The following is a 19262-nucleotide window of genomic DNA, read 5'->3' as shown; positions in this document are numbered from 1 at the left end:
CAATGGAAGCCAGAGGAGGCCAAATAAGTGCGAGTTGTAATCCAGCGAGTTTCTTCCGCCAGAGTAGATGTAGACGGTGAGATAACCGGGAAAATCAACAGAGGGTTTCTGATCCTGCTGGGGGTGAGCCCGGAAGACAACGAAGATGATATCGCATATCTTGCAGAGAAGACGGTTAATTTAAGAATCTTTGAAGATGATGCAGGCAAAATGAACCTCTCTCTGCTGGATATTGCCGGCGAAGCGCTGGTAGTATCCCAATTTACTCTTTATGCTGATACGCGCAAAGGGCGGCGTCCCGGCTTCTCGGGCGCGGCTGCCCCTGATTTGGCCCAGCAGTTGTATGAGAAGTTCTGCGAGGAATTGCGTGTGCGAGGCATCACGGTGGCTACCGGTCGCTTTGGCGCCATGATGGACGTCAGCCTCACAAACCATGGTCCCGTGACTATCATCATCGACAGCGAACAACGATTAAAATAATGGTAATTTGAGAAGAGTACGAACACACCGTAACGTGAACGTACTCTTTATTAATGGGAATGAAATCAAGAGTTGGGTCTTGACAGGAACACACGTTCGTGTTAAGGTGGTGCTGAAAAGAGTAGGACGACAGCAAGATATAGCATTACTGCCGTGGACAGAGGGACAGGTTTAATTGTCCACTTTTTAATCCGGTAGAAATGTGAGGTGGTTAAATGCCCAGAACAGCACGTAAATTGAGCTCAACTGGACTTTATCACATCATCTTGCGTGGAGTAAATCGTGAGGCTGTATTTATTGATGATGAAGATAGGCGACAATTTCTGAAGATTTTAAAGTATATCGAGAAGGTTAGTGGGTGTGAAATTCTTTGTTATTGTCTCATGGACAACCATATCCATATTTTGCTTAAGGTTAATGACGAGCCGCTGGCAACAATAATAAAAAGAATATGTGGCAGTTATGTGCTCTATTTTAACAAAAGGCACGGGAGAATTGGGCATTTGTTTCAGGAAAGATTCAGAAGCGAACCTGTAGAGAGTAATCGCTATTTTCTCACGGTATTTCGCTATATCCTACGTAATCCTGTAAAAGCAGGCATGGTGAAACTTGTGTCAGAATACCGTTGGAGTAGCTACAACGAATATGTGAGGGCCTCTACTTTAACAGGAAGCTATTCGTTAAACCTGTTTGCAGAGTCTGGCTATAACTCTTTTGAATCATTTAAAGAATATGTAAATACACCTAACGAAGATGAATGTCTGGAGTATGAAGATAAGCCTTCAATTTCGGACGATGAAGTAAAAGAGATCATCGAAGGGATAATTGGTGTATGCGCACGTGAAATTAAAAAAATGGATAAGTGCCAAAGGAATGCCACTATTAAAAGAATCAAAGCTGTAGTTGACGTACCTTTGCGGCAACTTGCAAGAGTAACCGGACTCTCAAAAAGTTTGTTAAGTAAAATATAGAGCACATTTGTGGACAGATAAACCTGTCCCTCTGTCCACAAATGGAAAAAGCAGGCAATTGGATGCCTGCTTTTTTATATTTGGTTAGTTGAAGTAGTTTTTTAGGCCGCGGACTATGGCGTCGGCGGAGTTTTGGCGGAATTCGCTGGTGCGCATCAGGGATTCTTCGTGGCTGTTGGAGAGGAAGCCCAACTCCACCAGGGCGGAGGGCATGGATGTCTGCCGTATTACCAGGAAGTTACCGTGTTTTACACCGATATCACGCAGCCCGAGTCCTCGCACCAATTCATTTTGCAGGTAAGATGCCAGGTTGAAAGAGGCACTTGCTGAGGCTTTGTTGCGGAAATAGTATGTTTCTGTACCCCCGGTTGCGGGATTGGGATGGGCGTTGGCATGAACACTTACAAAGACCTCAGCGCCCGCATTTTGGGCGATGTTTACCCGTTGGGACAAAGGAATAAATACATCGGTGTCACGGGTCATAATTACCTGGGCACCTTCGGCACGCAGCTTGTCGGCTACTCGCAGAGATACGTCTAGTACCACATCTTTTTCAGGTAGTCCTGATACACCCACAGCTCCGGGATCAGTTCCTCCGTGGCCCGGGTCGATGGCAATTATTCTGCCAGCCAGGGACCCATTGCCGTTTGCAGCATTGCGGGAAAAGGTTGTTACATAAGCGGCGGCAATCCAGCCGGCGCGGCCGTCAGGGAGGCTTACCTGCAGCCAATCATTTTGTTTGGCCAGCACTTCCACTGTTTGGCCCTGGGCCAGGACATCTATGCGTTCATTATCAGTTGACGGATCGGGACGTACGTTTAGTCCGCTGGCTGTAACACGGGCCATCTGCTCTGATTCGGGAACCTCCTGTGATGCCGGTTCCGGAGCAGGGGCAATGGTTTCTTTGGCTTTTTCTGCTTCTTTTGCTTCTACTGTTTTTTCAGCTTTCTGCTTTTCTTGTTCCTCTTCTTCACTGGTTTCCTCAGCTTCATCAACTGATTCCTGGGATTCAGTTTCTTCTTCTTCTAAATCGTCACCTTTGCTGTCGGTATCTTCCCGGGAGTTTTCCTCTTGCAAAACTGCCGGTGCTTCCTCTGCGGAATAAGTAGCAACATCGCTCAAATCATTATTTATTTCATCATTTGTGCCATTGGCAGCGATTCCAAATGCCAGGCTTGTCCCCAGAAACAAAGCTATAATTACAAAAAGAATAGGTCTGAATAGTCTTTGTTTTTTCATAATACTCTCCCTTTGTCGGTCACCTATGTAGAGGCAACATGTTAAGATATTATGTTAACATCTTAACATTCCTTAACAACTTACTTCTAGCTGTAATGTTTGCCAATTTCCTGTTATGGTCTGGACAGAGTCGGCTTTTTGCAGAGGCTCCTTTTTTGTAAGCATAGTATAGCTATAGGGTTTACAAATAAGGCGAGTGCGGGTTATTGGTGATTGCTATTGGCGGGGAAGGTGTAAGCAGCCTTATAATAAATTTATTCTGTTGTTTTTTAAGGGAGGTTACCGGCAATATGAAAAAGAGGGGACTATTAACTTTATTTATTGTGGTTGTAATGGTTTTTTTGACAGGCTGCTTCGGTAGCGGCCAAGAAGGGGAAGAGGATTTTGTGATTGGTATTATCCCTTCTTTGAACCAAGGCGAAATGCAGGAGGCGGTTACCCGCTTGGCTGCTGTTTTGGAGCGTGAACTGGACAGACCGGTTGATGTGAGTGTATACGCCGATTATAACGGTGTGGTGGAGGCCATGAATTACGGCCAGATTGACATGGCTTATTACGGTCCGCTTACATATGTGATTGTAAATAAGCAAAGTGGGGCGCAGGCCATTATTACCCAGTTGGTGGATGGAGAGCCATGGTATTATTCCTATATCATCGCTCCGTTGGATGCGCCGTTTGACAATATTGAGGAAATGCTGGCAAAATCCCAGGATATTACCTTTGCCTTTGCTGATCCAAACTCCACCTCCGGATCTTTGGTGCCGGCATTAATGCTAAAAGAAAAAGGCGTTTTTCGTGGCCCCAATGACCATGACTTTAAGGATGTACAATATTCCGGCTCCCATGATGTAACTGCGGCAGCGGTGGAGCAGGGGAATGTGGATGCCGGTGCCATTGACAGTGCGATTTATGATATGCTGGTGCGAAACGGCAAGGCGGATGCAGATAAGATTAAGGTAATCTGGCAGTCGGAGGAATTGTTTCAGTATCCATGGGCAGTAAAAAGCGGCACTCCCCAAGAGACGATAACGGCGCTGCAGGAGGCCTTTTTAAGCATTGATGATCCGGTAATTTTGGATGCCTTTGCTGCTTCCGGTTTTACCATTGCTGAAGACGCCGACTACTTGCCCATCAGAGAAGCGGCTGAGGCCGATGGGCGGATTTAATAAAAATACCGCCCTGCTTTTGCTGGCGGTAATCATTGCCGTGTGGAGTGCGGTGGGAACCGGGTTTAATCTGCTGCTATTTTTGGATTTTCGCAATTCCCTGGATTTTCTGGCCCGATCCTGGCCGCCGGATTGGTCGGTGCTGAGACCTGCGGTTTCTGCCATTGCAGAAACTCTGCAAATTGCCTACCTGGGTACTTTGCTGGCGCTAATCCTGGCCCTGCCCCTGAGCTTCCTGGCGGCATGGAATACGGCGCCGAACGGGGTTGTCTATAACGGCGTTCGCAGCGTGCTAAGTTTTATCAGAGCCGTGCCGGAGATTGTTTTTGCGCTGATTTTTGTGCCCACCGTAAGTCTGGGGGCCATGGCCGGTGTGCTGGCCATTACCCTGCATAATCTGGGAGTTTTGGGCAAACTTATCGCCGAGCTGGTGGAAGCGGCGGAGCGCGGGCCGCAGGAGGCGGTGGCGGCATCGGGTGCGCCGGGGATACTGGTGGCAACCCACGGAATTTTACCGCAGATTTTGCCCAATGTATTGTCCCATGCCTTTTACCGTATGGAGGTAAGTGTGCGTTCAGTGCTGGTTTTGGGTTTTGTGGGTGCCGGCGGCATCGGCCAGCAGCTGTTTATTCACTTCCGTATGTTTCAGTATGAAAAGGTGTTTGTGGATGTGCTGGCCATTATGGCACTGGTGGTTTTGATTGATTATCTGGGAGCCTTTGTGCGCTCCCGTGTAATATAGGTGATGCTATGCTGTTAACGATAGATAATTTAACTATGCGCTATCCCAGAGCAGAGAGCTGTGCTCTGGACAATGTGGCCCTTAACCTGACCGCCGGTGAACGGGTGGCGGTGCTGGGGCAGAGCGGTTCGGGCAAATCCACTCTGGTGCGCTGCATCAACAGGCTGGTGGAGCCCCAGAGCGGTCGGGTAGCCTGGGACGGACAGGATGTATTGGGTTTGAAGCCGGAGCAGTTAAAGCGCTACCGACGCGATGTGGGCATGATCTTTCAGAACTTCGCTCTGGTAGATCGGCTTGATGTTTTGCACAATGTGTTGGTAGGCAGCTTTGGCCGTCAGCCCTGGTGGCGCCCGCTTTTGGGCCGCTATAGTGCAGAAGAGGTGGCAATGGCGCTGGATGCCCTAAAACGGGTGGGGATGTCGGATAAAGCTGCCGCCCGTGCCGACCGACTCAGCGGCGGTCAGCGGCAGCGGGTGGGCATTGCCCGGGCGCTAATGCAAAAGCCCCGACTGATATTGGGTGACGAACCGGTTTCCAGCCTGGATCCGGTTATTGCCCGCTCAGTGCTGTCTTTATTGCGTGAAATCAGTGAGCAGGACAGCATTGCCGTCCTGCTCAACCTTCATAACGTGGAGCTGGCCAGGTTTTTTGCCCACCGTATAGTCGGTATTCATGCCGGTCGCATTGTTTATGACGGTCCTGCCGACGGCCTCACTAATGAAGTGTTGGCCCGTGTATATCCACCGGAAGCATAGGTGCCTGATAAAGGAAGAAGTAAATGGCCAGGGCAAAAAGCAGCAGGGCCATTGCGGTGCGAAATACTCCGTGGACGTGCCGCAAACGTGTGGTAATCTTAAATCTATTGGATAACAGGGCAATGAGCACCAGTGGGATAGTATGGCCCAGGCCGTAGAGTAAAACCACTAACAGCCCGGTGGAAAAGCCCAGATTGGGCACCACCATGGTAGTTACTCCCATGACCAAGGGGGTGGTGCAAGGGGAAGGGACCGCGCCAAAAAGTGCGCCTAAAAATGCTGTGGCCACATAGGGGTGCAGTGGTTTGGGTCGCTGATAAAACCCTACGGCCTGCGGCAGGAGTTTGCGCGGCACTCTTAAACCCAGCAGGTAGAGCGCCAGGCCCAGGTATACCACGCCAAGAGCCTTGGGCCATAATCCGGCCCACAGGCCGGCCAGCCGGAGAAAGGCGGTAAATACAACAGTCCAACCGGCTAAGGATAGCAGAAAACCGCCGGAAAAAACGCTGATATGGCCCAGGAGGGCTATTTTTTTTGCCTGTTGCCAATGTTGGGCGCGGTGGGCCAGAATTGGGACGATACCCAGCATGCATGGGTTAAAAAAAGCAATAAAGCCCGCTGCCAACGGTAAGAGCACAAAGAGCGGGTGGATTCCGGCGCTGGACGTGATGGCGTCCAGCAAGTTGTGAAAAAGTTGTTCCATTAGATCACTCCTGTAGTTTGGTGGAAAATGGGACAGTTGACCTGTCCCCGTGTCCCACTTTGGTTACTACAGTGTATAGTAGGGGCGGGTGGGATATGCGTATTATTTTTGTGTTTTGTGGGTTGACAGAGGGGCGGGTGGGTGAATATAATTAAACAAATACATAGTAATCCTATATTATTAGTGGGAATAGCAAGCGACAAGAAGGGAGGGGTGAGCCCGTGTATTTGGTCAGTTTGACGGAGGATTGTGATGAGGATGTGGTGGTGCGGGAGATTATGGGCCGCAGGGGGGCGGCTTTGCTAAGTGTGGTGGTTGATCTGGCGGCGGATTTGGATACAGACCGTTACAGCCGGCTTGTACGCCGGATAAAGTGTTTGTGCGATGCCATGATTGTGGCCAGAGTCTCCCTGGATGCGTCCCGGCAGCAGGTGGAGAAAGCATTTTCCGCCGGGTTTCATGCCTTGATTCTGGCAGCAGATAAACTGCCGGCGAAGCTGGATAATGCGGTTACGCAGGCTGCAGCGCAGATGTTTCCCTCCGGCGCCGTCTTTCTTTCTCTGGAGTACCCTGTGGCCCAGGAGAAGCTGGCTCAGGTGGTGGCCGCCGGCCTTGTTCCGTTGTGCGACGCCCCCTGGAAAGTGGTGCAGCCGCTGCTTGCCGGTCAGGGTTTGGATGATAAATGGCTGTATTTTCTGGGCTTTTACCGCAAAGGTGCCGGTTTGGGCATGAAGGATAAAATCGTTAAGAAGGTCCTGTTGGAGACCGCTAATCTTAAGCATTCCCTCCGTGTAAGCCAGGTAGAGGAGTCCTATCAGTCCAGCTCGTTATAAGGAGAAGTTATGGATACAAACTTTCACATAGATACCCGGCCATTACCCGTTTTGTTTTTGCTAAAATATAAAGCTTTTCTTTTTCTGCTGGTACTGGGAGGGGTGTTTCTCCATTTGATGTCCCTGCAGAGCCCAATTGACGGCCTGACTCAACAAGGGTACTTTGCGTTGGTCATCTTTGTGCTCAGCGTAATCCTGTGGGTGACCAATGTGCTGCCACTGGCCATTACCAGCCTGCTTGTGATGGGATTGCTCTCCACGTACCAGGTGCTGGATAATGATACCATCTACAGTTTTTTCGGCGATTCGGCCATCTTTTTTATTCTGGGAGCGTTTATGATTACCGCCGCCGTTTCTTCCACCGGGCTGAGCCGCCGGGTGGCCTACGTGGTTCTGGGGCGCTTTGGCCGGACTCCGTTTCGCATTGTGTTGAATGTTTTTCTTCTTGCGGCCGTTATGTCGCTGGTTATGCCAACCCACGCTGTGGCCGCTTTAATGTATCCGCTGCTTATGGAAATAGCTAAAGCTCTGAATTTGAAAAAAGGCGATCGGCTGGGCAAGTTTATGTTTTTTGCCCTCTGCTGGGGAGCGGTAATCGGCGGGGTGGCCACATTTTTGGGCGGTGCCCGCAATCCTTTGGCGGTGGGGATGCTGCAAAGCCGTACCGGTATTGAAATCGGTTTTACCCAATGGTTTGTGGCGGTGGGTCCCATTGCCCTGGGGATGATGCTTTTTGCCGTTGTCCTTCTCCATCGCGCAGCGAAGCTAAAGAAACGGACTCTGGATTTGTCGGCGGTGCGGCAGGAAATCAGTTTGTTGGGGAAATTCTCTTTTAACGAGGCCAAGGCAGCGGTGATTCTTATAGTTACCCTTTATATGTGGGTTTTTCACGGTTCCACCGTGGGGATTGCCAATATTGCCTTAATCAGCGCCGCCATGTTTTTTGTGCTGGGGGCTGTAACCTGGGAAGAGATGGCCCAGCAAATTAACTGGGGAACGGTGTTTATGTACGGCGGCGCCATTACCCTGGGCAAGTCGCTCACCGGCAGCGGGGTGCTGGAGTGGCTTTTGGAGACGCATTTGGTTTCCTTGCAGCTGGGGCCGCTGTTTTTGCTTATGTTGGTGGCCGCAGCCAGCATTATCCTCACCGAGGGTATCAGCAATGCCGCGGTGGTAGGGATGCTTATGCCGCTTGTAATGGAGTACAGTGCGGTTTTTGGCTTTGATCCGCGCCTGTCGGCTTATATGGTGGCGGTTCCCTCGGGGCTTAGTTTCATGTTCCCCATGGGGACTCCGGCCAACGCCATTGCCTATTCATCAGGGTTTTACACATTGCGGGAATCGGCAATCTACGGACTTATTCTTAATTTAGCTGCCTGGGCCATTTTTGTGCTGATGGCCGCACTTTACTGGCCGCTTCTGGGCCTGCAGCTGGTGTGATAAGGAAAGGGAAGAAGAAAATGTGGATAAAAAGTACCGGGAGAAATTGCTGGAGCAAAAGGGGATGATCTAGTTTGAGTACACACCGCTGGGAGTTGGAAGTGAAAAAGACCGATGTGCTGGTAATCGGCGGCGGTGCTGCCGGTATTTATGCTGCCGTTACCGCCCGGGAAGGCAACCCGGAGTTATCTGTGACGGTGCTGGAAAAAGCACACGTTAGCCGCAGCGGCTGCCTGGCCGCCGGGATTAATGCCATTAACGCGTACCTAAATCCCGGTGAAACAGCAATGAGTTTTCTGGATTATGTGAAAAAGGAAAATCACGGGCTGGTGCGCGATGATCTGGTGCTGACCATGGCCCAGGGACTAAACAGCGCCACAGACCGTTTATATGACTGGGGCCTGCCGCTTTTAAAGGATGAAGCGGGCCGGTATCTGGCCCGCGGCAAACGCAGTGTGCGGGCCAACGGAGAACGGATTAAACCCATCATGGCTCAGGCCCTGCGGGCAAGCGGCGCCCAGGTGCTAAACCGGGTTAATGCCGTAAATCTGTTTGTAAAGGACGGTCGGGTGCGGGGAGTGTTTGCCTGCAGTACCCGGGAGGAGAAGATGTATCTGGTGCTGGCAAAGGCGGTGATCTGTACCACCGGCGGTGCGGCGGGAATCTATAAGCCCAACAATCCCGGAGCGGCACGACACAAGATGTGGTACTGTCCGTTTAACACCGGTGCCGGCTATGCCATGGGGTTAAGAGCCGGGGCAGAGATGACCTCCTTTGAGATGCGCTTCATTGCGCTTCGCACCAAAGATACCATTTCCCCCACCGGAACCATCGCTCAGGGTGTGCGGGTGCCGCAGGTAAATGCCCTGGGGGAGGAGTATCTGCACCGCTATGGGGCCCGCACCACGCCGGAGCGTCTGGCGGCTACCCTGGCAGAAAACATGGCGGGCCGGGGCCCCTGTTACCTGGACACGGCGCGACTGGATAAAGAAGCTTCCTCCATGCTAAAAGATGCTTACCTGAATATGTCGCCCTCCATTTTGCTCAAATGGGCCGACGAGGAAGCGGAGCCCCATGACAAGCCGGTGGAAATCTGCGGTTCCGAGCCCTATATTGTGGGCGGCCACGGCATGGCCGGCTTCTGGGTGGATGCAGGACGGCGCACCACGCTGCCGGGTTTGTATGCAGCAGGTGATGTGGCCGGCGGGGCACCGAAAAAATATGTGACCGGCAGTATGGCCGAAGGGGAACTGGCAGCCCTTGCCGCACTGGCCGATTTGGGCGAAGACTTAGCACCGCTTTCCGAGCGGGAGGCCCGCGAGGCCCTGGAGGCGGAGGCGGAAGCTGTGCTTTTGCCCCTTGGGCAAGACAGCGGCTTTACTCCCAAAGCGCTGCAAAAGAGGCTGCAGAAGGTGATGGATGAATATGCCGGCGGCATCAGTACGGGCTACCGCGTGGCGGAGCCGTCCTTAATGCAGGCGCGGCAAAAACTGCGGCAATTGGCAGAGGATGTGGCTCTTTTGCAGGCGAAAAATCCCCGGGATTTAACGGCGGCCCATGAAACCGCCGACCGGGTGCTCATTGCCCGGGTTGTGGTGGAGCATCTTTTGCACCGGCGGGAAAGTCGCTGGCCCTGTTATCAAGAGCGGCTGGATTATCCGGAGCGTGACGATGAAAAGTGGCTGAAATTTGTTAATTCCCGTTATGACAATGCCGGTGACACGGTGGTGGTAATGGAGAGGCCGTATGAGGGAGGTGCTTTTGATGACAGTTCGGATTGACGGCACAGTCTGTGACGGCTGTCCCCACGCCAAAGAAGCCCCCTGCATGCGGGTTTGCCCGGGGGATTTACTGACTAAGGATTCTAGCGGTAAGGCGGCCATTGCCATGCCGGAGGATTGTTGGGACTGTGCGGCCTGTGTCAAGGAATGTCCCCGGGATGCCATTTCCCTCTTTTTGCCCACTGAGGCAGGGGGCCGGGGAAGTACCCTTGTGGCCCGGAAAAAAACCGACGGTGTGCAGTGGACACTCACAGACCGGAAGGGAAAAACGACCAGGATTTTTACTGCGGGAAAAAAGGTTATCTGAAACCGGTTTTTAATACCTCCGATTAGCAGCAGTTTAAAGCGGAGCTTGCGGCAAGGGGCGGAGAAGGAGAATGTGCGCTACCAGGTAAGTTAACTCAAACTTTAGAATGCCTTCAGCACTTTTTCTCCCCCCTCTATTGACAGGGGGGAGGTCCCCTTTTATAATGAGAATTAAATGCATAGTAATCCTATGTTTTTATAGGAATTACTATAAGCTGCTTTGGCTCCTGCCGGCAGGCATCATTTTAATAGAAACGTTATATTTTCCGGGGAGGGTGCGCCTGAGTTTCGGCGAAAATTTACAACGATGCGCACTAAATAATTATTTCCCGCTTTATTGCGGGGCACAATACAGGAGGAAGACCAATGGAAATGAATATTGCCGAACTGAAAAAAGGCGGCTTTATGAAGCAGATTCAAAAAGACTATTTTGCCGTGCGCCTGCGGGTGGCCGGCGGTAACCTGACGCTGGAGCAGCTTGCCACCATTCAGGAAGTGGCCCAAAAGTACGGCCAGGGTTATGTGCATATCACCACCCGGCAGGGGATGGAAATTCCCTTCGTTCACTTCGATAATCTGGACGCAGTGCGGGAAGAATTGCTGGCCGGCGGCGTGAAAATGGGTGTTTGCGGCGGCACGGTGCGGGGAATTTATGCCTGCCAGGGCTCACATATGTGCCCCCACGGCCGCATTGATGCCAAAGAACTCTCAGCACAGCTTGATGAAAAGTTCTTTGCTGCCCCCACACCGGGTAAGTTTAAAATCGGGGTGACCGGTTGTCCCAGAAGTTGTGCCAAGCCGCAGGAAAACGATTTTGGATTTATCGGGGTAATTAAGCCGAAATTTAAGCAAAATGATTGCATCAGCTGCGGTTTGTGTGCCGATACCTGCCCCAGCGGCGCCATCACCATGGAGGACGGCTACCCGGCCATTGACCGGGAAAAATGTATTCACTGCGGTGAATGTGTGGCGGTTTGCCCCACCGAGGCGTGGCAGGTTGGTGAACGGGGTGTGCGGGTGCTGGCCGGCGGCCGCATCGGCCAGGATCCCAAGCTGGGTAAAACAGTGATTGATTTTCTGTCTTTAGATAAAATCCCGGCGGTAATTGAGGCCAGCATCGAGTTTTACCGTGAGCATGGTGAGACCAAAGAGCGTTTCGGAAGAGTGATTGAACGAATTGGCTGGGACCGTTACCAGGAGGTGATTGACCGTGCAGCCAGATAAAACGTTGGATATAACCGGGGATCAGTGCCCCATGACTTTTGTAAAAACCAAGCTGGCTTTGGAAGGTATTGAAGCGGGCCAGTTTCTGGAAGTGTTTTTAAACAGTGGTGAGCCGGTAAAGAATGTGCCTCGCAGCTTAAGAAACGAAGGGCATAAAGTGGTGGCCCTGGAGAAGCAGGACGACGGCACTTACCGTTTGTTGGTGGAAAAGGAGGGCGGACAGTGAGCGGGGTATATAAGCTGGATGCCCACCTGTACCGTCAGATGCTTAAGCAGTGTGAGAAGGAAGCTCCGGCGGAAGCCTGCGGCCTGTTGGGCGGAGCCGACGACCTAAGCGGTACCCGGATTTTTCCTCTGGAAAACCTGGATGCCTGTGCCGAGTCGTATAAAATGGACCCTAAGGCGGTCTTGTCTGTGATGAAGACGCTGGATGAGAATGATATGGAGTTAAATGCCATATACCACTCCCATCCCGCCACGCCGTCCAGGCCCTCCAAGGTGGATATTGCCCAGGCCTATATGCAGGTGGTGTATTTGATTTTATCGCTGGCCGGTGATGAGCCGGTATTAAAAGGGTTCTACATTGACGAAGGGGAAGTGACGGAAGTCCCGGTGGAAATTGTGGAGAAGGCAGGCGAAGCTGATGTTAAATGATGAGCAAATATTGCGTTATTCCCGCCATATCCTGCTGCCTGAGATGGGCGGCAAGGGTCAGGAAAAGCTGTTAAACGCCAAGGTGCTGTTAATCGGTGCCGGCGGCCTGGGTTCTCCCGCAGCGCTTTATCTGGCCGCAGCCGGGGTGGGAACCCTGGGGATTATGGATGCGGATACGGTGGATGTGAGCAACCTGCAGCGCCAGGTTATCCATACCACCCCCGATGTGGGTAAGCTGAAGGTGGAATCGGCTAAAGAAACCATTGCAGAGCTTAACCCGGATGTAAATGTTATTACCTACCCCGAGTTTGCCACGGTGGATAATATTCCGGAGATTCTGCCGCAGTACGATGTGGTGGTGGACGGCTGTGACAATTTTGCCACCCGTTATCTGGTAAGTGATGCCGCTGTGATGTATAAAAAACCCTACGTTTACGGCAGTATCCTGCGCTTTGACGGCCAGGCCTCGGTGTTTAACCCGCCGGAAGGACCCTGCTACCGCTGCATTTTCCCGGAAGCGCCGCCCCCAGGGGCTGTGCCCAGCTGTCAGGAAGCAGGGGTTTTGGGCGTATTGCCCGGCCTTTTGGGTGTAATTCAGGCCACCGAAGCACTGAAAGTGATTCTGGGCGTGGGTGATCCCCTCATTGGCCGCCTGCTATTGGTGGACGCTTTGGGCATGGAGTTTATGCAGGGTAAAGTTAAGCGTAACGTCAAATGTCCGGTGTGCGGCGACGAGCCCACCATCACCGAACTTTTAGCAGAGAATTACCAACAGGCCACCTGCAGCGTGGACCTGGATGAAGAATAAAGAGGAGGAGAAAGATATGACAATTTATCTGCCAACACCGCTGCGCCGTCATGCCGGCGGTGCCCGTGAAGTTGAAGTAAGCGGCAGCACCATTCGTGAGGTTTTTACCGGGTTAAAGGAAAACTATCCCGATTTGGCATCACAGCTGTGGGATGACGAAGCTGATGATCTGAAAAAGTACCTTAGTGTGTTTCTAAACGACGAAAATGTCCGCAATCTGCAGGGCCCGGATACCCCTGTGGGAGAAAAGGACGAGATTTCCGTGATCCCCGCCATTGCCGGCGGTAGCCGGTAATGAATATCTTACCTGATATCACCGCCTCCATCGGTAATACGCCGCTGGTGGCAATGGACCGTCTGGCAGCAGGGCTGGCCGCCCGGGTGGCGGCAAAGCTTGAAGGCCGCAATCCCTTAGGCAGTGTCAAAGACCGGACGGCCTGGGCCATGGTGCGTGCCGCAGAAGAGCAGGGCAAGTTAAAGCCCGGCGGTGATATTGTGGAAGCCACAAGCGGCAATACCGGGATTGCGCTGGCATATATCAGTGCGGTGCGTGGCTATAATCTGACGCTGACCATGCCGGAAAACATGAGCTCGGAGCGCGTGCAGCTTCTGCGCGCCCTGGGAGCGCAGGTGCGCCTGACCCCCAGGGAAGACGGTATGTATGGTGCGTTGACGCTGGCCGAGGAGCTGGCCAAAGAACGCCAGGCCGTCATACCCGGCCAGTTCGAAAATCCCGCCAACCCGCAGATTCATTTTGAAACCACCGGGCCGGAAATCTGGCGGGACACCGACGGTAAAGTGGATATATTTGTGGCTGGTGTGGGTACCGGCGGTACCTTAACGGGAGTGGGACGTTTTCTGCGCTCTCAGAACCCGGCGGTGGAAATTATCGCTGTGGAGCCCGAGGCCTCTCCGGTGCTCTCCGGCGGAAAGCCGGGCCCCCATGTCATTCAGGGCATCGGTGCCGGGTTTGTACCCGATGTATTGGACGAGGGCATCTTTGACCGCATTGAGAAGGTGAGCAATGAAGAGGCCATGGCTTCGGCCCGCAGGCTGGCGGAGGCCGAAGGGATTCTCGGCGGTTTCTCCAGCGGTGCGGCGGTAGCTGCAGCGCTGCGAGTGGCTTCCCTGCAAGAAAATAAAGGGAAGCTGGTGGTGACCGTCTGCCCCGATGGAGGAGAGCGGTACCTGTCCACTAACCTGTTTGCCCGAGAAGGATAACCTTTTAACCGGAGGTGGCTGCTGTGGTTAACCGGCTTGATATAACCGGTGAAGTTTGTCCCGTTACTTTTATTAAAGTAAAGCTGAAGCTAGAAGATATGGCTTCCGGAGAACAGCTGGAGGTGCTTTTGGACGACGGCACTCCCATAAAAAATGTGCCAAAAACCCTAAAGGGTGACGGACACGCTGTGCTGTCTAAGGAAAAGCAGCCTGACGGCTCATACCTGCTCCTGGTGGAAAAGGACGGGGCTAAACCCCGATAATAAAGTAGGCTTTAGGTCAGTAGTTGCGCACTAAGCGCGCAGGCTGGCCTTTTTTTATTCCTAGAATAATGTGATGAAATAAATAAAAACATGTAATTTTTTATAGATTTACCGTTGACGAATGGAGGGGGGGGTAGTATAATACTATTAATCCAATAGAATTAATAGGAATTAGATTTCCCGAACATAGAGGAAGAGAACGAGGAGGATGTCAGGATGAGCCAAGTAGAAGAGAAGCGCAATGGATGGAAGAAGTTACTACATCTGGAGGATTGGTGGGCAGTCTGGCTGGGGTTGATTGTGATTGTGGCCGTGGTTGCCGGCAGGCTGACATCACCGGTGCTGCCCGGACGCTGGGGGCAAAACGGTAACGGAATACTCTCTGCCATACCCCCGGAGATGTTAACCGGCATCCTGATTACCGGAGTGGTCTCTTTTGTGGTATTTGCCATAGCTGTTTATTTCTATGGCCGTAAAAGCCTGGGCCAGTTTGTGGTGGCTTTCCCCATGGTTTTTGTCCTGGCAATCGCCGCAGAACTGTTAGGCGGCTACGAACCCCTCAGGCATTATGGGATTAACAACGTTATCTGGGCGCTGCTGTTGGGCCTGATTATCAGTAATACCATTCAGACACCGCAGGTGATTAAAGCGGCGGTTCGCACAGAATTATACATTAAAACCGGCCTGGTGCTTTTGGGAACATCCATTTTGTTTAACCGGATGCTGGCTCTGGGAGCGCTGGGATTGGGCGTGGCCTGGATGGTAACCCCCATTGTTCTGGTGTTTATGTACTGGTTCTCCCAGAAATATCTGAAGATGCAGGAACAGCGGGGTTTGGCCATTGCCGTGGCTTCTGCCACATCTGTCTGCGGTGTTTCCGCCGCCATTGCCGCCGGAACCGCTGCCAAGGCGAAAAAAGAGGAAATCAGCCTGGCTATTTCCGTCACCCTGATCTTTACCATCATCATGATGGTTGCCATGCCCGCTGTAATCCGCTTAGCCGGCATTCCTGATGTGGTGGGCGGTGCCTGGTTAGGCGGCACCATCGATGCCACCGGTGCTGTGGTGGCATCCGCCTCCATGCTCAGTGAGCAGGCAGTGGAAATTGCCTCCGTCATTAAGATGATTCAGAATATCCTCATTGGCGTAATCGCTTTTGCCATCGCCGTTGTCTGGGTAAGTGTGGACAGCAAAGGGGTAGCTACCACAGAAAAGGCTAAGGTAAGCCCCATGGAAATCTGGAACAGGTTGCCCAAATTCATTATCGGCTTTATCCTGGCTTCCCTGGTGTTCTCGTTTGTACTCCCCGATGCCACAGTTTCTCAGGCATCCGGTGCCATAAACGGTTTCCGTAATTTCTTCTTTACCCTGGCTTTTGTCAGCATCGGCCTGGAGTCCAACTTTAAGAAAATGGCCGCACTGGTTAAAGGCGGCAGCCCGGTGGTGCTGTACCTGGTTGGCCAGACCATGAACCTGGGACTGACACTTCTGGCAGCGTATATCTTCTTTAGTGGCCGCTTTTTCCCACTCCCGTTTTAGGAGGCTCTAGTATGATTAAAGTAAAAGAGAACCTGACCTGGCTGATTCTGGCCGTGGCCATATTTTCAGCTGTACTGATTGCAGTTTTTGATGCAGGCTCCTCCGCCTCTCAGGGCAGCGGTGCCGGAGATATCTGGTGGGTCGATGCAGAAGAAGTGGAACAAAGCTATCAAAATTTAACCCAAAATAAATAAGTTAAATGCCGTGCGTCACTGTTTACAACGACGCACGGCATTTCTTTTTCCCCTTACAAACCGGTTGTGTTTTTTTGAACTTGCTATTATGATAAATATATACTGTTTTTGGGGGGATTGTTTTGGATTATGAGATTGATGCCATTGGTGAGTTTTGCCCGATTCCCATTATCCGCGCCGAACTAAAGTTAAAGCAGGTTCAGAATCGGGACCGTGTGATTATAAAAACTGACCACAGCTGCTCCTCAAGCAGTGTGGCCAACCATTTTACCTCTAAATTCAACTATCCCTGCAATGTCCGGCAGCTGGAATATGGTATCTGGGAAATTATCATCGAAAAGGTTTGCTAGCAAAATCCCCGTTCCCGGGAATGAAGGAAGTTCAAAAAGATGCTGTGCACTTCCTTCTCTGATTTGCCGGGGTAATAAAGGGTTGTAAAGTGATGGCGCAAGGTTACGTTTTCAATGGTTATTTTCTTTAATGTCTTATAATGCAGCTCTTTGCGGATGGCCATTTCCGGTAGCAGGGTAACTCCTTTGTTTGCTTCCACCGCTGCAACCATGGCGTTGGTGGTGTTTAGCTCTAAAACCACGTTTAAGTGGTCTAAGCTCAGCCCGTATTTATGCAGAGCCATTTCCAGGGTGGTGCGGATGCCGGAGCCTTTTTTGCGGATGACTAGCGGCAGAGATGTAAATTCTTTTTCCATAGAAATGGAGTCAATGTTTTGCCAGTATTCATTATAGGGTACAACCACAATTAATTCGCTGGTGGCAACCCTTCTTGTTTTAATCCCTTCCTGGCGCAGCTTTTCCCGCATTTCTGCGGAGATGGGACCTTCGATTAAGCCCAGTTCCACGCGCTGATCCAAGACCATGTTAATCACCTGTTCTGAGTCGGTGATTTCCAGCAATATTTTATAGTGGGGGTATTTTTCCTGGAAGTTGTATACGGTACACGGCAGGGCGTAATCTCCCAGAGTGGTGGATGTTCCCACCGTTAGCTGTTGTTCCTGGCTTTTTGTTTTGTCCAGTTTCCGTTCGATACTTTCCTCCAGGGAGAGCATTTTCTGGGCGTGCTGATATACCATCAATCCTGCTTCGGTGGGGCGGATTCCTTTATTGGTCCTCTCCAGCAGGGTGGTCTGGAAATGTGATTCCAAATCCCTGATTTTGACACTCAGTGAAGGTTGGGAAACAAACAGTTTTCGGGCCGCTTTGGAAATACTGCCGCAGTCTATGACCACACAAAGCGCCCTCAGGCTGCTAAAGTCCATATTCCCCACTCCTTGTTTGTTATTGCGTTCACTAGTATTATATTTGACGACAAAAGGTTTTTTTCCTGCAAAGCGGCAGAGAGGAGGGCTTTTATGGCTCAAATTGTAAGGGATTTGAAATATTATCAGCAAGGTGCGCCCCGGGTCCTGCTGCCGGCGTTTGTGGGCAGCGTGGCACTGTTGTTATTTGTGAATGATTCGCCTGTCTTTTTGCCGTTTATGGGCGGACTGTTTTTCGGATATGTAATTCAGCGCTCCCGGTTTTGCTTTGCGGCTTGCTTCAGAGATGTTTTTCTCCTGGGCAACACCGCCCTGACGCGGGCCCTTTTGGTAGGGCTGGCGCTGGCAACGGCAGGCTTTTCTGCTATTAGTATTTTGTCAGGAAATCCATTGCTGGAGGCGGGAGGCAGAATCTATCCGCTGGGCTTGCATACTCTGCTGGGAGGCGTTTTATTTGGGTTTGGCATGGTGATTGCCGGCAGCTGCGTGTCCGGGTGTCTGGTAAGGATGGGTGAAGGGTATCTGATGCAGTGGGGCACCTTCGGTGGGCTGCTTGTGGGCTCGGTGCTGGGGGCCTGGCATCTGAACTGGTGGCTGCGTCCCCAGGCTATGAGCCTGCCCGCAGTTTTTCTGCCGGCATCTTTGGGCTGGCCCGATGCACTTCTTTTGCAGTTTATGCTCCTGGCCGGGCTGTTTCTTCTGGCCCAAAGAATTGAACAGAGCAAAAATCCATGGCAGATTTTTAAGTCTGCGGCGGTGACAGGTTCCTCATGGCCCTATGGAACAGGTGCTGTGTTGCTGGCTGTGGGCAATATGGCGCTATTGTACCTATGGGGGCGCCCCTGGGGGATCACCAGCGGACTGACACACTTAACCGGTTGGGCTGGGTGGCAGCTGGGGTTGCCGGTACTGGACTGGCAGTTTTTCTCAGCAGCGGTGCCAGGCGGTGTGGCCGCCGACTCATCGTTTTTGCAGCACCCCCTGCTTTGCCTTGCCCTGGCCATGGTGTTGGGAGGTTTTCTGGCTGCTGTCCTTAACAACGAGTTTCGCCTGCGGCGTCCCCGCAGGGCCAAATACAGTTATTTTGCCTTAACCGGCGGTATTCTCATGGGCTATGGTTCCAGGCTTTCCTTTGGGTGCAACATCGGGGCTTTGTTTTCAGGCATTCCCTCATTGTCGCTGCATGCCTGGGCATTCTTTTTTGCCGTCCTGCTTGGCGCGGCGCTGGGAGGCAAGGTTCTGCTGCGCTATGTTATGTCATAGGCTATGGTGTTATAGTTTTCACATATGGTTATTCATCTTTCTTATAACGCAAAAGCTACAGAGCAGTTTAAATACAGTGCTTTACAGCAAAGAGCCTTTGTGCCTTCTTTTTTTTGGCGGCACGTAAAGGGTTGGCAAATGCTGTTTCCTTAGTTATAAAGAAGAGAGAGGCATAATTTTCACAAGCTTTGGAGGTGTAAAAATGTTTTCCAAAATCGGCCCGTTGGAAATTTTACTGGTTTTAGGTCTTGCCTTGTTAATATTTGGCCCCGCCAAGCTGCCTGAAATCGGCAAGTCTTTTGGCAAGGGAATCCGGGAATTCAGGGCGGCAACCAAAGAGATGACGCAAACAGTAAGTGACGCGGCGGACACAGAAGAGAACAAGACATAACAATTTAGGAGCGAGG

The 19262-nt window shown here is 51.8% G+C and carries 24 protein-coding genes; 21 read left to right on the top strand and 3 right to left on the bottom strand.

What is annotated here, in order from left to right; genetic code table 11:
- The first annotated feature begins 27 nt into the window (after positions 1-27).
- A complete protein-coding gene (gene dtd, locus DEALDRAFT_RS06855; RefSeq protein ID WP_008516104.1) occupies positions 28-480 on the top strand; it encodes a D-aminoacyl-tRNA deacylase in 453 nt (150 codons plus the stop codon).
- Between the two features lie 215 nt (positions 481-695).
- Positions 696-1451, top strand: coding sequence for a transposase (locus tag DEALDRAFT_RS06850; protein ID WP_008516102.1), 756 nt, complete (start codon positions 696-698; stop codon positions 1449-1451).
- 84 nt (positions 1452-1535) lie between these two features.
- Here DEALDRAFT_RS06850 and DEALDRAFT_RS06845 read toward each other — a convergent pair whose 3' ends face one another.
- On the bottom strand, positions 1536-2690 hold the full coding sequence (locus DEALDRAFT_RS06845) for an N-acetylmuramoyl-L-alanine amidase (RefSeq protein ID WP_008516100.1): 1155 nt from the start codon (positions 2688-2690) through the stop codon (positions 1536-1538).
- A gap of 290 nt (positions 2691-2980) precedes the next feature.
- On the opposite strand from DEALDRAFT_RS06845, the gene phnD reads away from it, so the two are divergent.
- From phnD to phnC, 3 genes are read left to right on the top strand one after another with little or no spacing between them, the layout of a single operon-like run.
- Positions 2981-3856: a phosphate/phosphite/phosphonate ABC transporter substrate-binding protein gene (gene phnD, locus DEALDRAFT_RS06840; RefSeq protein WP_008516098.1), complete on the top strand. Its 876-nt coding sequence runs from the start codon at positions 2981-2983 to the stop codon at positions 3854-3856.
- Complete coding sequence (gene phnE, locus DEALDRAFT_RS06835) at positions 3843-4598, top strand: phosphonate ABC transporter, permease protein PhnE (RefSeq protein ID WP_008516096.1); 756 nt, start codon at positions 3843-3845, stop codon at positions 4596-4598. Before phnD ends, phnE begins: the two co-directional genes overlap by 14 nt.
- Positions 4599-4606: 8 nt before the next feature.
- Complete coding sequence (gene phnC / locus DEALDRAFT_RS06830) at positions 4607-5353, top strand: phosphonate ABC transporter ATP-binding protein (protein WP_008516094.1); 747 nt, start codon at positions 4607-4609, stop codon at positions 5351-5353.
- Here phnC and DEALDRAFT_RS06825 read toward each other — a convergent pair.
- The gene (locus DEALDRAFT_RS06825; protein ID WP_008516092.1) at positions 5313-6056 is read right to left on the bottom strand and encodes a cytochrome c biogenesis CcdA family protein; all 744 of its coding nucleotides are present in this window, start codon (positions 6054-6056) and stop codon (positions 5313-5315) included. The genes phnC and DEALDRAFT_RS06825 overlap by 41 nt on opposite strands.
- Positions 6057-6277: 221 nt before the next feature.
- Between DEALDRAFT_RS06825 and DEALDRAFT_RS06820 the strand changes: the two genes are divergently transcribed.
- From DEALDRAFT_RS06820 to DEALDRAFT_RS06755, 14 genes are all read left to right on the top strand, one after another.
- Positions 6278-6889, top strand: a complete 612-nt coding sequence (locus DEALDRAFT_RS06820; RefSeq protein WP_008516090.1) for a hypothetical protein — start codon at positions 6278-6280, stop codon at positions 6887-6889.
- Positions 6890-6898: 9 nt separating this feature from the next.
- Positions 6899-8329 carry an SLC13 family permease gene (locus DEALDRAFT_RS06815; RefSeq protein WP_008516089.1) on the top strand — a complete coding sequence of 477 codons (1431 nt, stop codon included), beginning with the start codon at positions 6899-6901 and terminating at the stop codon, positions 8327-8329.
- Between the two features lie 74 nt (positions 8330-8403).
- On the top strand, positions 8404-10110 hold the full coding sequence (locus DEALDRAFT_RS06810; RefSeq protein WP_040378643.1) for an adenylyl-sulfate reductase subunit alpha: 1707 nt from the start codon (positions 8404-8406) through the stop codon (positions 10108-10110).
- Positions 10094-10417, top strand: a complete 324-nt coding sequence (locus DEALDRAFT_RS06805) for a 4Fe-4S dicluster domain-containing protein (protein ID WP_008516085.1) — start codon at positions 10094-10096, stop codon at positions 10415-10417. The genes DEALDRAFT_RS06810 and DEALDRAFT_RS06805 overlap by 17 nt, the downstream gene beginning before the upstream one ends.
- 365 nt (positions 10418-10782) lie before the next feature.
- Positions 10783-11640, top strand: a complete 858-nt coding sequence (locus DEALDRAFT_RS06800) for a 4Fe-4S binding protein (protein WP_008516083.1) — start codon at positions 10783-10785, stop codon at positions 11638-11640.
- Entirely contained in the window at positions 11627-11866 is a 240-nt protein-coding gene (locus DEALDRAFT_RS06795) for a sulfurtransferase TusA family protein (RefSeq protein WP_008516081.1), read from the top strand. Before DEALDRAFT_RS06800 ends, DEALDRAFT_RS06795 begins: the two co-directional genes overlap by 14 nt.
- On the top strand, positions 11863-12294 hold the full coding sequence (locus DEALDRAFT_RS06790) for a M67 family metallopeptidase (protein ID WP_008516079.1): 432 nt from the start codon (positions 11863-11865) through the stop codon (positions 12292-12294). Before DEALDRAFT_RS06795 ends, DEALDRAFT_RS06790 begins: the two co-directional genes overlap by 4 nt.
- Positions 12284-13102, top strand: a complete 819-nt coding sequence (locus tag DEALDRAFT_RS06785; RefSeq protein ID WP_008516076.1) for a HesA/MoeB/ThiF family protein — start codon at positions 12284-12286, stop codon at positions 13100-13102. The genes DEALDRAFT_RS06790 and DEALDRAFT_RS06785 overlap by 11 nt, the downstream gene beginning before the upstream one ends.
- 16 nt (positions 13103-13118) lie before the next feature.
- The gene (locus tag DEALDRAFT_RS06780) at positions 13119-13397 is read left to right on the top strand and encodes a MoaD/ThiS family protein (RefSeq protein WP_008516074.1); all 279 of its coding nucleotides are present in this window, start codon (positions 13119-13121) and stop codon (positions 13395-13397) included.
- Positions 13397-14323, top strand: coding sequence for a cysteine synthase A (gene cysK / locus DEALDRAFT_RS06775; protein ID WP_008516072.1), 927 nt, complete (start codon positions 13397-13399; stop codon positions 14321-14323). The genes DEALDRAFT_RS06780 and cysK overlap by 1 nt, the downstream gene beginning before the upstream one ends.
- 23 nt (positions 14324-14346) lie before the next feature.
- Complete coding sequence (locus DEALDRAFT_RS06770) at positions 14347-14586, top strand: sulfurtransferase TusA family protein (RefSeq protein WP_008516071.1); 240 nt, start codon at positions 14347-14349, stop codon at positions 14584-14586.
- A gap of 216 nt (positions 14587-14802) precedes the next feature.
- Positions 14803-16125, top strand: coding sequence for a YeiH family protein (locus DEALDRAFT_RS06765; protein WP_008516069.1), 1323 nt, complete (start codon positions 14803-14805; stop codon positions 16123-16125).
- An 11-nt stretch (positions 16126-16136) separates the two neighbouring features.
- Positions 16137-16319, top strand: a complete 183-nt coding sequence (locus tag DEALDRAFT_RS06760; protein ID WP_008516068.1) for a hypothetical protein — start codon at positions 16137-16139, stop codon at positions 16317-16319.
- Between the two features lie 122 nt (positions 16320-16441).
- Positions 16442-16669: a sulfurtransferase TusA family protein gene (locus DEALDRAFT_RS06755; protein ID WP_008516067.1), complete on the top strand. Its 228-nt coding sequence runs from the start codon at positions 16442-16444 to the stop codon at positions 16667-16669.
- Here DEALDRAFT_RS06755 and DEALDRAFT_RS06750 read toward each other — a convergent pair.
- Positions 16666-17592 (bottom strand): LysR family transcriptional regulator, encoded by a 927-nt coding sequence (locus DEALDRAFT_RS06750; protein ID WP_008516065.1) that lies wholly within the window; start codon positions 17590-17592, stop codon positions 16666-16668. The two genes, DEALDRAFT_RS06755 and DEALDRAFT_RS06750, sit on opposite strands and share 4 nt — an antisense overlap.
- 93 nt (positions 17593-17685) lie before the next feature.
- Between DEALDRAFT_RS06750 and DEALDRAFT_RS06745 the strand changes: the two genes are divergently transcribed.
- Positions 17686-18855 (top strand): YeeE/YedE family protein, encoded by a 1170-nt coding sequence (locus tag DEALDRAFT_RS06745; protein WP_008516063.1) that lies wholly within the window; start codon positions 17686-17688, stop codon positions 18853-18855.
- Positions 18856-19057: 202 nt separating this feature from the next.
- Entirely contained in the window at positions 19058-19246 is a 189-nt protein-coding gene (tatA, locus tag DEALDRAFT_RS06740; RefSeq protein ID WP_008516062.1) for a twin-arginine translocase TatA/TatE family subunit, read from the top strand.
- Positions 19247-19262: the final 16 nt, after the last annotated feature.

Origin of the sequence: Dethiobacter alkaliphilus AHT 1, from assembly GCF_000174415.1 — a bacterium.
Classification (GTDB): Bacteria; Bacillota; Dethiobacteria; order Dethiobacterales; family Dethiobacteraceae; genus Dethiobacter; species Dethiobacter alkaliphilus.
Note: the sequence above shows the minus strand (reverse complement) of the source record. Positions and strands in the feature narration are given on the sequence as shown.